Genomic DNA, 17,314 nt, shown 5'->3' with positions numbered 1-17,314 from the left:
GTTAATTTTTTCATTTTTTTTAATATCTATGTAACATATATCACCTAACAGTTGTCTTATTAGTTGAAACTTCCCAGGAAAATGAAAAGAATTATATCGATAATCACCATATTAACTGCTTCTTTAGCTTTTGCTCAGGCAAAAAAAGATACGGTTAAACAAAAAGATATAGAAGCGGTCACGTTAGTAGTAAGAAAACCAACGGTAGAATCTAAAATTGACAGAACGGTTTTTAATGTCTCCAACAGCTCCATTCTGGCTGGAAATACGACATGGGATGTTCTCAGAATGACTCCTTTGGTAAGTATTGATAATAATGATGCTATTAAAGCAGAAGGCGAAAATGTTACTGTTTATATCAACGACAGAAAATCGGTTTTTACAGGAAAAGAACTAAAGCAATATCTGGCTACGATACCGGCAGACAACCTGATGAAAATCGAGGTAATCACAAGCCCCTCTTCACGTTATGAAACGACTGGATCAGTCATCAATATTGTTTTGAAAAAAAGGGACGATGAGGGAATAAAAGGAAGTGTGACCTTGAACAACAGACAAAACAGAAAAAATTCGCAATACTCAAACTTTAATCTTAATTATCATAAGAAAAAATTTACTCAAACGGTTATTGGAGGTTACAATGACAATACATGGGTTCAGAGAAATTCGATCACCAATTCCTTGTATAAAAACAATGAAGTGACAAGCATCAATACATTAAATTCAGATAAAAGTAAAACTCCTTCTATTTCTTCTACTTCTGAATTTGAGTTGAATGATAAAAATAATATTGGATTTATTCTGGAATATAACCAAAGTAAAGTAATTTCTTCATCAGAGGCTAATGCGACCAACTATGCCAATGATTCTTTAAAATATTCTTATAATCAGAATCAATACTTAACGGGTACAAACCGTACTTTGGGAACCAATCTTTTTTATAAATATTATGATAAGGAAAAGAACAGAATTTTAGATGTTAACTTGGGCACCAACTATAATTCACGAAAAGAGGATAATGAATTTACAAAAACTTTCAGTAACCTCCCTATTCCTGATGAGATAGGAGTCAATATTCATAATCAGACCCGTAATTATTACCTAAAAATAGATTACACGCAATCGTTGGGGAAATCAGGAGCAACTTTTGAAGCGGGAGGAAAAATGGATTTCAACAATAATATCGCACCTAATGACCTGACTGGAAATAAACTGGGATCACTCCAAAAAAATGATCGTTTTCATTATGAGGATAACATCAATTCCCTATATGCTAACTTCAGTAAAACCTTCTTTAAAAAACTGGAAACCAGAATCGGAATACGCTATGAATATATTGATTTCAAACTGAGACAGGACGTGGCAGGTACTTCAAGAAGAGATTCTTACGGAACTTTCCTCCCTAATTTATTATTGAAATATTCTTTTTCAGACAAATATGATCTGAGCCTAACTTATAATCGGAATATCTGGCGTCCGTGGTATACAGAGTTTAACCCATTTCTTATCCCGAATAATGATGGAATTTACTCCAGAGGAAATCTCGACTTACAGCCTAATCCAAGTGACCGTCTTTATATGAAGTTCGGAATTTTGAAAAAATATTTCCTTTCTGCAAGGTATATGTTCACCAAGCAGGACTATTGGACAACCTTTACTACTGAGGGAGACAAAACAATTACCTATCCTGGTAATTTCAGTGGAAAAGTTCAGAAATATTACCTCTTTGCGAGCACCAATCAGACTTTCCTAAAGAATAAATTTAGTGTAAACGTAGGATTTGGCTGGTATTATATTGATAACAGTGACTTTAATGAAAGAAATGATTTAAAGGCAAGAAACTACGTCAGCTATTGGGGAGGATCCACCAATCTTTCCTATACCAATCTGTTTAATAAGAACATTAATTTAAGTGCATGGGTTGAAGTATCTAATCAAAATAATGGAAATTCTTATGCAAATAACACCAACATCTTTCATAATATTTCGGTAACAAAAATATTTCCAAAAACAGAAATGGAAGTCAGCCTTCAGCTGATGAATATCTTCCAGCGACCTAATTTTGACACAACCACCTTCAGTCCGGTGGGAACTTTCAGAGATTCTGCACAATCGGATTGGTACGGAATTTCACTTTCCTTTGTAAAGCGTTTCGGAAACCAGAAAGTAAAAACCAACACCAAGACCGATGTTGAAAAAGGTGGCGGCGGTGAAAAGTAAATAAAATTTTTAATTGTTAATAAATCGAAAGGAACTTTTTAAATTCAAAAAGTTCTTTTCTGTTATATTAAAGGTCATCCCATGACCAGATAAAGACCAAATGTAGTTTACATCATAAAATGGAAACATACATTCCCAATGTAACAAATTTAACTTCCACATTGTTTTATAATAAAAATAACTAATGAAATCAGTTTTCCTCTTCCTTTTCACGTTCTTATTTGGACTCTTTCATTCCCAATCTTCAAACAAAATTTTCACATCCGATATTGACAACTTCTGGGTGGCTTATGACAGCATCCAAAAAACTCATGACTTTTCAAAAAAATTGAACTTCATCAATAAGCTTTATATTGACAAAGGCACAAAGGGTTTAAAAGAATTTATGAAATTGAGAGATTATAACGATTCTCTTTACATAAAATCAATTGAAGAATATCCAAAGTTCTGGAATTCCATCAGGTCCAATACCTTAACAGTTAAAAATAAGATAACGGAATTTGAGAGTGCAGTTCAGAGCTTTCAAAAACTTTATCCGGACCTCAAAAATTCTGATATGTATTTTACAATAGGTGCCCTAAACTCAGGAGGAACCATCACAGATAATATGGTTCTGATAGGAGCAGAAATTTCAATGGCGACACCTGAAACAGATGTTTCTGAATTTAAAAGCAATTGGCTGAAAAATGTTTTTGCCTCTCAGGATCTTAACAACATTGTTTCTGTAAATATCCACGAATATGTTCATACCCAACAAAAACCAAGAAAAGGCAATACACTTATAAACCAAGTCATCAGGGAAGGCTCTTGTGACTTCATTACAGAATTGGTTCTACAAAAACCTCTGCAAAGAAAATATATCACTTATGGTAAAGCTCATTTTCCGGAATTGAAAAAATTATTTAAAGAAGAAATGTTTTCTAATTCATACACTAATTGGCTTTATAATGGTAATCAGAAAGGAGAGGCTGCCGATCTTGGTTATTTTATGGGTTACGAAATTTCCAAAAGCTATTATAAAAATGCTAAAAATAAGAAACAGGCAATAAAAGATATCATAGAATTAAATTATGGTGATGATCACACTGTGGAAGAGTTTTTGAGAAAATCCAAATTCTATAAAGAAGGTTTTAATAAAGAAGAATTAGTAAAAGAGTATCAGAAAAAATCACCTTATGTTATAAAAACCCAACCCTTTGAAAATGGCTCAGTAAATGTTGATCCCGCGACGAAAGAATTCCGAATTGTATTTTCAAAGGAAATGAATACAAAAATAATGTCAATAAAGCTTTCTGAGAAAGGAAAGGAAGTATTTCCTTTTAAAAAAACAATCGGATTTGAAAACGATGATAAAATTCTTGTTATGGAAATGAGTCTAAAACCTGACAGCGAATACGAATTTATTATTGGCAATGAATTTATGTCAAAAGATGGGCATCCTCTTATCGGTGATAGTCAGACTATAAGATTCAAAACGAAATAAAGACCAGATATTCTTACAAAAAAGCCATTGACTTTATTTGTCAATGGCTTCTATATTTTTTAAATACCAAATTTTTTTAATTCAATATTCCATTCATTTCAGTTAAAATGATTGGCTTACCATCAGTCACTACAATCGTATGTTCATGTTGCGCCATATATCCCCCGTTATTTCCTACCATTGTCCATCCATCACTCAATTCAACAGCTAAATTGGAAGAGGTCGAGATAAATGTTTCAATTGCAACAACGGAATTTTTCTTGAATCTCCTTGAATCAAAACGATTTTTATAATTAAACAATTCATCAGGCTGTTCATGCAGACTTCTTCCGATGCCATGTCCTGCTAAATTTTTAATAACCTTAAAACCTCTTTTTTTAGCTTCAGTCTCCATAAGCAATCCAATATCTGCTATTTTGACCCCGCCCTTTATGTTACTGATTGCTTTTTCTAAAATATCCTTAGAAGCGTTCACCAGTTTCTGGTGCTGGTTGATGTCCTTTCCAATAATAAAAGACCCTCCATTATCTGCCCAGAATCCATTTAATTCTGCGGAAACATCAATATTAATCAAGTCTCCTTCTTTTAAAACTCTCTCTTCAGTCGGAATACCATGGCAAAATTCATTATCTACGCTGATGCACGTCCATCCTGGAAATCCATATGTAAGATAAGGTGCCGATTTCGCACCAAAATCGGAAAGTATTTTTGCTCCAAACTCATCAAGCTCCTTAGTCGTCATACCAGGCTGAGTATAATTGATCATCTCCTTTAAGGTATAGGCAACCGCTTCACTTGCTTTTTGCATTCCTGCTAATTCGGATTCGTTTGTTATTGACATTGTTATATTTTTAATTCATATAATTTTCCAAGCCTCATGACTATGGCTGACATAGTTACGTGCTCATTTGGAGCAACAAAGTTAGTGAATTAAAATGTTTTAGTTTAAATGTAGTAGCCTTGCCGATTTTGAATTTTGAATTTTAATTTTTAAGTCTTTCAATGGGTACAGTATCACATGCTTCCCGAAGTAAAACGATCTTTCCGTTTTTAGAAACCAGTCGTCCCATATACAATTGTTTGTAAGGCTTACCATTAAAAACTGTATTGATTTCGTATTCTGCAAATACTTGCTCCGGGGTTTCAATCAATACTTTGATATTAATAAATTCGAAAGTTGGAGCCTGCTCTAAGAGGTCTGAAATAAAAGTTTCAATCTCCTTCTTCCCCTGGTATCTTGGAGGAATGTTAACTGATTTAAAATAAGGCAATTCTATCGCGCCATCTTCGGCAAACAATTCTGCTACTCTTTGGGGGTTTTGAATGTTCTGCAAATATTCCAATAATAATTCTTTTGCTGTCATAGAATGTGAAATTTAATTGTTTGGACTGTCTGTACTGCTCTGCTTACAAGATGACAGTATAAGTAAAAGCGATAGTGAGAATAATGTTGAGCTTTCATTTTCGCTATTTATTTTAATTAGATCTGAATTTTCATAATCATTTACAAGTACAAAGTTGCATGATCAATAAGAATATTTTCATTGATTTTTGACCGAAAAAAACATTGACAAATATCAATATGAACCTATTGGAATGACACATATAACAAGAAATAGAATAGAGAGAGAAAAAAATTAAACCAACAAACACAAACAACTGAAAAACAACTAATTAAAATATTACAAATCATAAAATCACCTATATAAATTCATGAATCTATAAAGTATTTATTTGTAAGGCAACGAAAATCATGACATCTTTGATTATAGTAAAAAATAATAACCATGATTTTCAAAATATCTTAAAAAATCGATTAAATCTTTAAAAAGTCACAAAAAAGTGATGAAAAAGAACACCAGATACACCATGGATACTACAAATTCAAAATTACACAAAATAAAATATCAACTAAATCATAATTTTAGTTAATTTAACAGCCAATTAAAAACTAACAATCAAATTTACCACGACATGAATACCAAAAGTAAACATTTCACATGTCTATCAATACTTTTCGCTGGATTCTTTTCGCTACAAGCCCAAATCGTCAATCAGGAAAATAAAGCTTGGCAAAAAGCAAAACCTGAAATGTCCCGTAATACTAACAAATGCGACAAGGAATCTCTTCTTAATTTTCACTGTAATATCAGAGAACAGATTTCGCAACCTATAAAATATAATAAGAATGACTCTCAGACTCTTATTGTTGTCCACAACTCAAATGATGAAGAAAATATATGGAACAACAAAGATGTGATTGCCGAGCTTAACAGCAACTCTTATAAAAGCTCAAAAAATGGAAAATCTATAACGCTTAGGATGAAGCCAAGCATCTTTTCCTATCTCGGTTCTAAAAATGCCAGAAGTTCTGCAAAAGATACTTTAAGTGTTAGATTGAAGGATACTAATCTTTATGAATCATTATTTATTCCCAAAAAGATTAAAAAGACCGATTTAGAAAGGATCCACACTTATCTTTCCATTAAATATGGGATATCACTGGAAGGCGTTAAGTATTTTAGCAGCAACGGTGATGTGATCTGGGACCCTGAAAAACACAAAGAATTCAAAAAAAGACCCACAGGAATAGGTCGGGATGATTCCAATGAGCTCTATCAAAAACAATCTTCAAATCAGGAGGATAAAGTTGTAACCATTGGCAGAGAGGGAATTTCAAGAACCAATTTTGAAAACACCTCAGCATTAGACAATAACAACTTTGCTATCTGGTCAGATGATAATAAAGATCTCAGTTTTGAAGATAAAGAAGGTTTAAAAGTCTTAAAAAGAAACTGGGAAATTAATTTTGTCGGCAAATCGATTCCTAAAAAAGGATATGCCGTTCAGATTGGTAAAAACCTGATGAACCCTGATGATCTTTCCTTAGACTATTGGATGCTTATTAAAAATGATGATGGTACAATTCAAAAGATAGAAGGTAAACCCAAAGAGGACTTCATAGAGTATCCAAATGTCTCATTTCCTGAAGAAAAAAACAGCTCTCTCTTCACTTTTGCCACAAACATAAGCAAAGAATCCCAGCCGGGTGCCGGAAATCCGAATGGAAACCAGGTTCCTATTCGGACAAAGGGACCCGGAGACGGCACTTCCGATTTAAAATATCTCCTGTATCCCAACCCGGTAAAAATGAATGCTCTTTTCACTGTTAAATTCCCACCCACTGAGGGCTTAGAAATTTTAATATACGATGGAGGTGGAAGAATACTCTCATCCGAAAAAATTGCCTCTAATTCCGAGATATATCAAAACAAACTTAATGTACAGGGTGTATACCTTGTCATTCTTAAGGAAAACAAAAAAATAATAAAGGCTTTTAAAGTTATTGTTGACTAACTAATACCATTTTCTCGTTCTATGGAAACCAAATTTAAATTTAGGCTTAGAAAAAGTCTGCTCCTTAAACTATTATTCTTTGCGAATATATTTGTTTTTGCCAGCTTTACTAAAGAAGACCGGCTCAAAGTAAGAGCCTTCAAATTGAAAATGATGGATAAATATATCTATCATCATAAGATAGAAGATGGTACTTCAACAGATAACCCAAAAAAGGACAGTCTTACAAATGATATTCTTTCACCTATACCAGGAAAGGAGATACAAACAGGAAATAATACATTTACCTCATTATTGCCTAGGACCTCAGAATACAAAAGCATTGATAACGTTTTTGATTCTGAAGAAAAACAGGGAATGATTGGAGAGTTTTCTGATGAGGAGCCTGACAGCCCTTCTGACAACTTTTTCACCATCAATATTCCTGAGATAAAAAACCAAAATACCAGAGCATACTTAGTATATGATCTATTGGGTCTTGGTTCATACCATTCTGTTTCGAGATCTATCAACAGAAACATTGCTTTTGGAGGTAATATTATTGTTTCGGGGAATACGTGGAGTCCACAAAAAGAAGAAATCAGTTTAAATTCTTTAAAACAAGGTAAAAACAGTATTCTTTTTACTTCTTCCGCAAATGGCATCAAGTATAAAGTTAAAAATGTAAAAATCATACTGGAAAATAATGGAAATTCCCAACAAGATGTTTCTTCATTATTATCAGGAGACCAGCTTTACATAAAAGGTGTTGAAAGCACAGCTACATTGAATCCTGTTCAAATTAACAATAAAACAATTCCATCCCTAAAAGGAGAATATGAAACTTTAGTTAAATTAACAGAAGAAGATAAAGTCAGAGGTTTCGTAACAATTACAGGGGCTAAGGGAGTAAAAGAATACAAAATCCCACAAAATACAAGTTCTTTCAAGGTTTTAAGCGAAGAGAAGTTCAATCCGCTTACTATAAATATCTCCAAAGATTCTGAATACAAGGAAAATTATGAGAACACAACGATCTCCATTGAAAAAAATTCCGTGGCAGATGTTGCTAGGATACAGGTCCTAAAACTTAGAAAAAAGGACTACCCTGCACTTTCCGGAGACATCAAAAACCTCACAGCAAATTCTTATGCGTATCGTTTAGAAACCCAATCAGGAGAGTTGACCAAGGCTGTTAAATTCTCTTTTCCGTACGATGAAAAGAAGTTGGGAGCAAGATCAGCAAAAGAGATCAAGGCGTTTTACTTCGATTATGCATCAAGGAAATGGAAAGTAGATCCAACCTCAGTAGTCGACACCGAGAAAAAGGTTATCACCGTTGAAAATAAGGGTGATGGAGATTATATCAACGGGATCATTTCCGTCCCTGAATCATCACAATTGGAGGCCTTTGCTCCAACCAGCATCAGTGGACTAAAAGCAGCTGACCCGACTTCCGGGCTACAACTCATGGAAGTCCCAACCGCAACACAAAAGGGAGATGCCAATATGAACTACCCTATTCGTGTTCCTTCAGGCTTAGGAGGCCTGCAGCCTTCTTTATCTATAGGATATAATAGTGGCGGAGGCAACGGCTGGATGGGTGACGGTTGGAATATCAACGGCCTCTCCTCTATCAGCGCAGATACAAAATGGGGGGTCCCTTCATTTGGAAGCGGGGAAACAGAACTCTATTCTTTGGATGGAGAAATGCTGGTATATCCCAATGGATATATGCCTCACAGACATAACGATGTGAGTGAGACCAATACTGCCATTACTACAGAAAGACAGCTGAGAACCGACTACACTACCGGTGGTGTAAAGCAATTTTATCTTAGAAAAAATCATGACTTTACACTTATCGAAAGAATCGGAACCAGCCCAAGTGATTATTCCTGGAAAGTAACTTCTACTAATGGAACGAAAAGCTATTATGGGGGTACGCCAGATTCTGTACTTTATGGCTCCGGAGGAATTGTTCATTGGGGTCTTCGAATGATTGAAGATGTCCACGGAAACACGATGGAATTCACCTATTACAACGAATCTGTATCATCGGCACCTGCCAGCGTTTCGGGTGGAAAATTCTTCCAGATCAAAAAAATCGCTTATGGAAAAAACAAGGATTACAGTGTGAATTTCAATAAAGAGACGACTATTACCCGCAAAGACATCAGTATCAATGGAAAACAAGGCTTCAAAAGTGTTGAGCCTTATTTACTGAAAAACATCGAGGTTAAATATAAAACGGAGATTATCAGAACCTATAAAATGGATTATATAGATGGAGAGTTTTATAAAACTCTTTTAAAAAGACTATATATAGTTCCTAATAATCCTTGTTCAACTACTCTTGCCAATAAGGCTGGTGAACGCGATCCCATGGATGATGGGAGTGGCGGAGGCGGAGGTACCAACGGGGGTATCGAACCCACCTGTAACGAAATTAGTGACAGCTACGTTTTCGAATATCATAATGACGTTAAAGATGCCCAAGGAAATGTAAGAATATTTGGACCTGACACTCATATTAATCTTCAGAATGACAAAGAAGCGTACTCAGGTTTTATAAGAGGTCTTGTCAGTCCTTCCAAAATTAACGGTAACATTTCTTCAGAAAAAGGACTTAATTTCAGACCTGCTGCCGGATTAAATTTCTATTATCCTTCAAGTGATGCCTACGGACACCTGATGTTTGGGTTTCCATTCGGATACTCGAATGCTGAGGCAAGAAATGCGCAACAGCTTATCGACTTCAATGGTGACGGAATACAGGATATGATCTACAGAGTTCCCGGCGAAGGACTTTTCTTAAGATCCGGAATCTTAGACGCTCAGGGCAACCTTACGTTTTCTCTTTCGAAAAAGATTTCCAATTATGGCGGCGATTTTTCTTATACAGAAACCAGCACCACCAATTCAGGTTGGGACATGGGAGCAATCGTTTACAGCCATTCTAAAACAAGCTCTTCAAGTACAGGTAAAACACCTATCTATCTTACAGATGCTAATGCTGATGGATTAATAGACATTGTAGATAATGGAGACGTTTGGTTTAACAAATACACTCCCAGCACTGGTATTTCAGAAATGACAAAACACTCTGAATACACCGAAAATATGGTAGTCAAAGCAAAAGCTATACAACCTCCAATTATCAATCCGGGACCTAAAGATCCTATCGAGCCTGTATACCCTCCAACTTCTATCACCGATGTTGTTAAAGTTTGGGTAGCTCCTATGGATGGCTATATTAAGTTTACAGATAATATAGTAATGTCTTCTTATGGTGTGATTCAAACTCCACCACAAAAAATGTACTATTCAGTGGAGATTCAGGATCCTACTCCTAATGGAAGCACCAATATTTACAAAAACGGAAGAATTTATCTTACCGAACTCCATGCGGGTGATCCTTATCAATTCATCACTATAGAAAGATACAACAGCTATTATGCCCAAATGCAAACCGTTCCTCAGTTCGCATCCAATAATGTATGGGGTATTGACAATCCTAACAGATTGTTTGTTAAAAGTGGGGATAAAGTATATGTAAGACTGCATAAAAATATGGTAAAGAATTATGCTGTATCATGTGATCCGAATATTACTTATGTTGATTCAATGGGAAATGCCATTCCAAACACTGTTGAACTTTCCCAAAATCAGTTTCAGTTAAATAATGGTAGCTATGGCAGCAATATGCTTTTGAATAATCTGTCAGCACCTATCTATCTGGATGCACAGGGAACAGCTACCATTAATGTGGATAGTGTTATGCTTGGGAATATCAGTGATGATTTTACATTTAAGATCGTAACTGAAAATGCAGTTACTGGTGCAATTACAAACTTAATTACACCAGAAGTATACCTTCATAACACCTCAGCATTTACACCTTCCCATTCATTAACACTTAACGTTAATCCAGCTGAACCCGTTTATTTGAGATTTATCGTAGAATCCGATTCTCACACTAATTTCCTTAATTCAAACTGGACGAATAAGATAACTGTTGATTATAATGCATCAACGACTACCAATCAAAATGTTAATGTTAACTTTTTACCTATCGTAGAGTATCCTTCGTTTGCAGTTACTCAATTAACCAAAAAACTGGATATCAGAAATGTATCCATGACAGGTATTCTTGGCAACCATACTTTTGGCGTACAGATCAAAAAAGATAACATCAATTTCTCCAGCTTAGGAACAGGATCCTTTTATTATATCATCAAAAGAGGGAATGAAGTTCTCGGTAAAAGGAAAGTTGTTGTATCTCATACCAACAGCATCCTCATAGAAGAAGATATGGTTTCAGGGCAAACTATTTCCGGTACTTCACCAGTCGAAATCTTTAATGGAGATATTTCCACTGTTGCAGGAAATAATCTTTTAGTAACCGTTGAGGTATATTGTAAAACTGGAGGTGATTATGCTTTATTTAATAAATATTCAGAGTATTTCCAGGGTAAGCCATTTACTGTTTATTATGATACTACAAGCTTTTATGCTAATACTTCTGCAACAGCAGTAAATACGGCCATGTACAATACAAAAACACCACTTTTTAACAACTGGGGACAATTTTTGTATCAACCTGGAATCTTAAGTGATTACGCCTATGGAGGACCAATTGAAATATCAGCTTTTTCAGCGGCAGTTTCAACGCAAAACCCATATCAGTCATGTTATAGTATAACCAATGATAATGCTGCTTTAGCTCAGTGTATTCTAAATGCAACCAGCGATCCAAATGCCGGAAATAATACTGTTTCTCAGAATATTGCTTCCATGAAGCCAAGTATACAAAGAACCAGAGGAATGTATTTCAGAAGTTACTGGGTAGGTATAGCTCCAAATCAATATTCAACAGATTTAGGATTTCAAAATGATGAAACTGTAGATTATTTCAGCAACCCTGTACCTTCTACACCTGCCGTAGTACCTACAACGTACACATCTGGGCAATTATCGGTAAGTACTACGATGAAAGCAATTAGTAAAATACAGAAAAGCAGCTCACGTAATACGACTGATGGATTAAGCTTCAATATGGGAAGCGGAGGAAATTCTGAAACCTATCTTACAGGAATCGGGAGTGTGGAAACACAGATGTTCTCTGACCTTAACGGGGATGGATATCCTGATATCATATATCCTAAATCAATGCAGTTTACAAACTCTACAGGAAGTTTAGAGGATATCCAACTTATGTCTGTTGATGATTATCCAACAAGCAATTCAAGTCACCTGAAAATGAACTCTGTAGGATTCTCTTATAATGCTTTTTCTGTTGCAGGAAGATTAGGCGCTCAGGGTGACCTGGGAACGTCTTCCAAACCAGATTCAGGATTACCATGGTCAGGAGGAGGATCCATAAGTGCAGGAGCAAATTCTTATTATGACTCTAGTGACTCTGGGATTAATTTCTGGATGGACATTAATGGGGATGGTCTCCCTGATAGAGTGGTTGGTGGCGCTGGTGCCAATATGGGATATGCATTAAATCTTGGAAAAGGATTAGGGGCCGCAGCTCCATATGAAAATATGATTACCTATCGTTCTCACCCTAAAGGAAGCTTAAGCCTTGGAATTGGCGGCGGACTTGGTTCATCTGCTAATCTGGGAGCTTTAAGTAGTTTTGGTTTCGGAATCAGTGCAAGCGTAGGAGCCTCTGCCTCTATTGGAACTGGAGATGTTGTATATGAAGATGTAAATGGGGATGGCTTAATAGATATTCTTGAGATCAACAATTCTAATAACTCAACTACCGTTCGATATAATCTTGGAAGTAAATTTGATACAGCTGTTCCTCTAGTAAAAAGCACAGGAAATGTGGACTTTACAGATGAAACCAGATCATTTAATGGTTCATTCTCTTTTGGAGGGAACTATATGTTCAATATTGGTCCAATTACCCTTATTCCCCCTTTCATTGTCCTTATCCTTTATATTAAGGCAGGACTTGGCGCAACAGCTAATTTAGGGCTCAATGTATCTGAAACGAGAAAAGCGTTTAAAGATATGAACGGTGATGGATTTACAGATCTTGTAATCGATGACAACTCAGGTTTTACGGTGAATTATTCATTAATTGGCAGAACCAATAAACTTAAATCCGTTACCAACAGTTTTACAAAAGGGAAATATTTACTGGATTACCAATTCGCAAGGGCTAATTATGCTAACCCTCATGCTAAATTAGTTGTGAGCAAAATAAACGTTGTCAATCCAGATATGTATTCTTCCGGTTACACTACTGAGCAAGGAAATAAAATGGAAACCAGATATTCGTTTAGCAATAGAAGGTACGACAGAAGAGAGAGAGAAGACTTTGGGTTTGGAACTGTGACAAAACAAGAGATGGATGGAAGTTCAGTTGTAAGAACATCTACAGATACTTATTTCACCAACACTTATTTACTGAACGGTCTTATAAAACGAAGCACAGTTAGCGGTGGAAGCTCATCTTCAGATGTAAGCTACACCTATAAACTTCGAAAGTTCACAGATAATGTGACAAAAATAGACCTTGCTTCAGATCTATCATTAGATTATGATGCAGGAGGTAGAGAAGGAAGGAAAATGGCTATTGCTTTATTAGATAAAAAGACAAAAACAATTTCTGAGCCAGGAGGCAGTATAAAAACTACTGAACAATTTACCTATACAACCAAAGGGCAAATTTCAAAATATCAATATACCAGTCCTTCTGCTATTTATAATTCTAATATTAAATACCAGGCACTTAATAATAATATTATCGGAGTCCCTACCCTTATTGAAGTGTTTGAAGGAACTACTACAGGTCAGCTGTTAAGAAGAAGAAAAGCCTCTAATATCAATTTGAATACAGGAGATATTGGAACTTTTTCTACCTTTGATGGTTCACAGTATATCGCTACTGATATAAAGTATAATGCTGCAGGAAATATTATTAAAGTCACCTATCCTCCGAATAATAACAACGAGCGATATACATTAGATTATACATATGATGATACAGTAACGGGAAAATATATCATCAAAACAAAGGACACCTTCCAATTAACTTCTACTGCTATTTATAATCCTCTTTTTGATGTGGTAACCAGAAAAGTAGATACAGGAGGAAATGCAATGGTCTTTTATTATGATGGATTTGGAAGAACAAAATCAATTATGGGACCTAATGAGATCGCAAGTGGTTCTACTGTCCCAACAGTAGCCTACCGTTATTGGTTCGATCATGCAGGAATTCCAAACAATGACGCGACAGTTAAAGTATACCGTGCATCAACGGCCAATTTTGATCCGGAATATGCTGCTGCCGGAAATAAAATTATGACAGAAACCTATTCTGATTTCCTTGGAAGAATCATACAGGTCAAAAAGGATATTGAACAACAAGGTGCTGAAAGCAGATCCGTATCAGGGAAACAAGTATTTGATAATTTGGGAAGAGTTATTCGCCAGTATCATCCTACTTATGAAGCTGCAAGTATGCAAAACTTCAATACTGCTACGGGATATGCATCTACCTCAAAGCTATATGACAGCCAGGATCGGGTAATTGCAGATACCGATGAAGACAACAACACTAAAAAGACAACGTATAGTATTGAAAATAATTTGTTAAAAGTGACTGACGAGTTTTTGTCAGAAAAATCAGAAATCTTATCTAATGTTGAAGGGAAAATGATTCAGAAAAACGATTACCTTTACACTCAACCACTTTCCACCAAATTTAAATATAATACTATTGGTGAACTCATGGTTGCTGAAGACCCTCAAGGATTGAGAACTGAATACTCCTACAACCTTGCGGGAAGGAAGACACAACAAATACATCCTGACAAAGGAATTACAACGTATCGTTATGATCCTTCAGGAAATCTTACTGAGTTGTTAACCAATAATCTGAGCGCTGCAGGACAACCCGCTATTCAATATACATATGAATACAACAGGCTTACTGACATTAAGTTACCGGACCTTCCTAATGGACACCCTAATCCCAATAATGTTTCTTATCAGTATGGATACATTGGAGCCGGTAATAACAACCTAGGAAGACTTATTGCAAAATATGACGGTACAGGTAATACAAAATACACGTATGGAAGAATGGGAGAAGTTATTTCAGAAGAGCGATTTATACGCGGTTATTATTTCCCTAATATGTACTTTAAAACCTACTTTAATTATGACAGTTGGAACCGTGTGACCAAAATTAAATATCCTGACAATGAAATAGTTTCCTATCACTATGATCTGGGTGGTAATCTTAAATCAGTAAATAACGACAGAGGTGAAACTTATATCCAGAATATAACCTATGATCATTATGAACAGCGAACATCAATTATCAATGGAAATGGAACTTCTCATGATTATTATTACAATGATAGCAACCGTAGATTACGAAATTATGGGCTGAGAAACTCTTCCAATAATCAGATGCTTAGAAATACCTACGAGTATGATGATTTTGGAAACATTACAACAATTAAGAATGAGGCTTCTCAGCTAGCTAATGGAATGGGAGGAATGTTTTTATTTGGTTTCAAATATGATACCCTTAACAGACTGATAGGTACTGGTTCCGAAAAAGTATTGACGGATGGAGAAAACCAACCTATCCCAGTTACGATGAACGTTCCTACATCCTATAAATTGGAAATGAAATATAATGAATCAGGAGGAATCATATCAAAAAACCAATTCCATGAAAGAGACCAAAACGTTGTCCATGAGAATACTTATGAGAATAAATATGAATACATTCCAAAAACTCATCAAGTAGCAGAGGTTGCGGATGGAGCTTCCGGAAATGTTGAAAAATTTGAATATGACTTAAACGGAAACCCTGTCCGACATATTGATCCTACTGGAGAAAAACGAATGTTTTGGGATGAACAAGACCGTATGAAAGCATTTTATAATGATAACTCGGGACTATATCAATACCATGTATATGATGATGAAGGGGAAAGAACCATTAGATATGGATTAGAACGTCCTGCGGATCTTTATCAGAATGGCGAATTGATTAATCCGGATGATGTAAGACTTATTGATTACAAAATTTATCCAAATGCATATGTTACCGTAAGCTCTACCGGGCAGTATACAAAACATTATTTTGAAGGATCAAAAAGATTTGCAAGCCGACTCCTTGATAATGCCTCTATTTTTGAAAACCTTCCAACAACTACAAAAATAGCAGATCAAAGCAATAAAAAGGAAACAGTAGATCCTGAAGTAGATTTCAAAGCTTATCTTAAAAAAGCAGGACTAGGCAAGGATATTTCTACAGAATTGAGAGAAACGAATCAAAATCCTGGATTATATTACCTGCATGGAGACCATCTCGGAACATCTACATTTGTAACCAATTCATTTTCACAAGCTACCCAGTTTTTTGTAAATTTACCTTTCGGGGAAACAATGTTGGAACAAATGGATGGTTCATACAACAATCCATATAAATTCAATGCAAAAGAATTAGATGAAGACACTGGATTATATTATTATGGAGCGAGATATTATAATCCGAGATTGAGTATCTGGTATGGAGTTGATCCATTAGCTGAGAAGTATCCTGAAATGTCTCCATACGTTTATACAGCTAATAACCCCGTAAAATATGTTGATCCTGATGGGCGAGATTTTATACTTGGAATTTTAGGAATGTTCCGTAAAGATAGAACTGTATCTAAAATGGAAGTAAGAGCAACAGTTTATATTACTGGAGCAAATGCATCAGCAGCACGAGCAAAAGAGTTGAACACTTTAGCAAAAGGTACATTTAAAAGTAAAAAAGTTGATGGAGCGGAAGTAGGATTTAATATAAAGTATGTTTATAAAAAGAATATTAATTCTAATGATTTAAAAGATGGAGAAAATATTTTAAATTTAGTTAATAAGAGTGGGAGATCAGAAGTCAATGGAGTTATATCTGAAGACTCATTTGATGGCAGTTTAACACACTTTACAGGTAATACAGGAACTATTTATTCAGACGGTGATAATATGACTATCATGCATGAAACAGGTCACTTTATCGGTTTACCCGATAGGTATACGGATGTTACTGATAAAAAAGGTAATGTTATTTCAAAGGCGCATTCCGGCTTCGTTGGTGATTTGATGGGTGATAAAGGAAAAAAACTAAATAGCAATTATTATAAGGATTATCTTGAAAGGGCAAATAAAAATAAGGGTAAAGATACACCATCCTATATTCAAATTGGAAGAGATAAGAAAGGAAACTTAATTAAATAATGA

The 17,314-nt window shown here is 35.3% G+C and carries 6 protein-coding genes; 4 read left to right on the top strand and 2 right to left on the bottom strand.

What is annotated here, in order from left to right; all coding sequences use genetic code 11:
• Positions 1 to 81: 81 nt before the first annotated feature.
• Both CEY12_RS18255 and CEY12_RS18250 read left to right on the top strand, forming a co-directional pair.
• A complete protein-coding gene (locus tag CEY12_RS18255) occupies positions 82 to 2,220 on the top strand; it encodes an outer membrane beta-barrel protein (protein ID WP_089029040.1) in 2,139 nt (712 codons plus the stop codon).
• Positions 2,221 to 2,404: 184 nt separating this feature from the next.
• A complete protein-coding gene (locus CEY12_RS18250; protein WP_089029039.1) occupies positions 2,405 to 3,703 on the top strand; it encodes a DUF2268 domain-containing putative Zn-dependent protease in 1,299 nt (432 codons plus the stop codon).
• 76 nt (positions 3,704 to 3,779) lie between these two features.
• Here the strand turns inward: CEY12_RS18250 and map are convergent, their stop codons facing one another.
• Both map and CEY12_RS18240 read right to left on the bottom strand, forming a co-directional pair.
• Positions 3,780 to 4,544 carry a type I methionyl aminopeptidase gene (gene map, locus CEY12_RS18245; protein WP_089029038.1) on the bottom strand — a complete coding sequence of 255 codons (765 nt, stop codon included), beginning with the start codon at positions 4,542 to 4,544 and terminating at the stop codon, positions 3,780 to 3,782.
• Positions 4,545 to 4,686: 142 nt separating this feature from the next.
• Positions 4,687 to 5,067, bottom strand: a complete 381-nt coding sequence (locus CEY12_RS18240) for a nuclear transport factor 2 family protein (protein WP_089029037.1) — start codon at positions 5,065 to 5,067, stop codon at positions 4,687 to 4,689.
• Positions 5,068 to 5,677: 610 nt separating this feature from the next.
• Between CEY12_RS18240 and CEY12_RS18235 the strand changes: the two genes are divergently transcribed.
• Positions 5,678 to 7,060: a T9SS type A sorting domain-containing protein gene (locus CEY12_RS18235; protein ID WP_089029036.1), complete on the top strand. Its 1,383-nt coding sequence runs from the start codon at positions 5,678 to 5,680 to the stop codon at positions 7,058 to 7,060.
• Between the two features lie 21 nt (positions 7,061 to 7,081).
• Entirely contained in the window at positions 7,082 to 17,311 is a 10,230-nt protein-coding gene (locus CEY12_RS18230) for a SpvB/TcaC N-terminal domain-containing protein (RefSeq protein ID WP_089029035.1), read from the top strand.
• Positions 17,312 to 17,314: the final 3 nt, after the last annotated feature.

The sequence above is a fragment of the Chryseobacterium sp. T16E-39 genome, assembly GCF_002216065.1.
Classification (GTDB): Bacteria; Bacteroidota; Bacteroidia; order Flavobacteriales; family Weeksellaceae; genus Chryseobacterium.
This window is presented reverse-complemented; position numbering and strand designations above follow the sequence as displayed.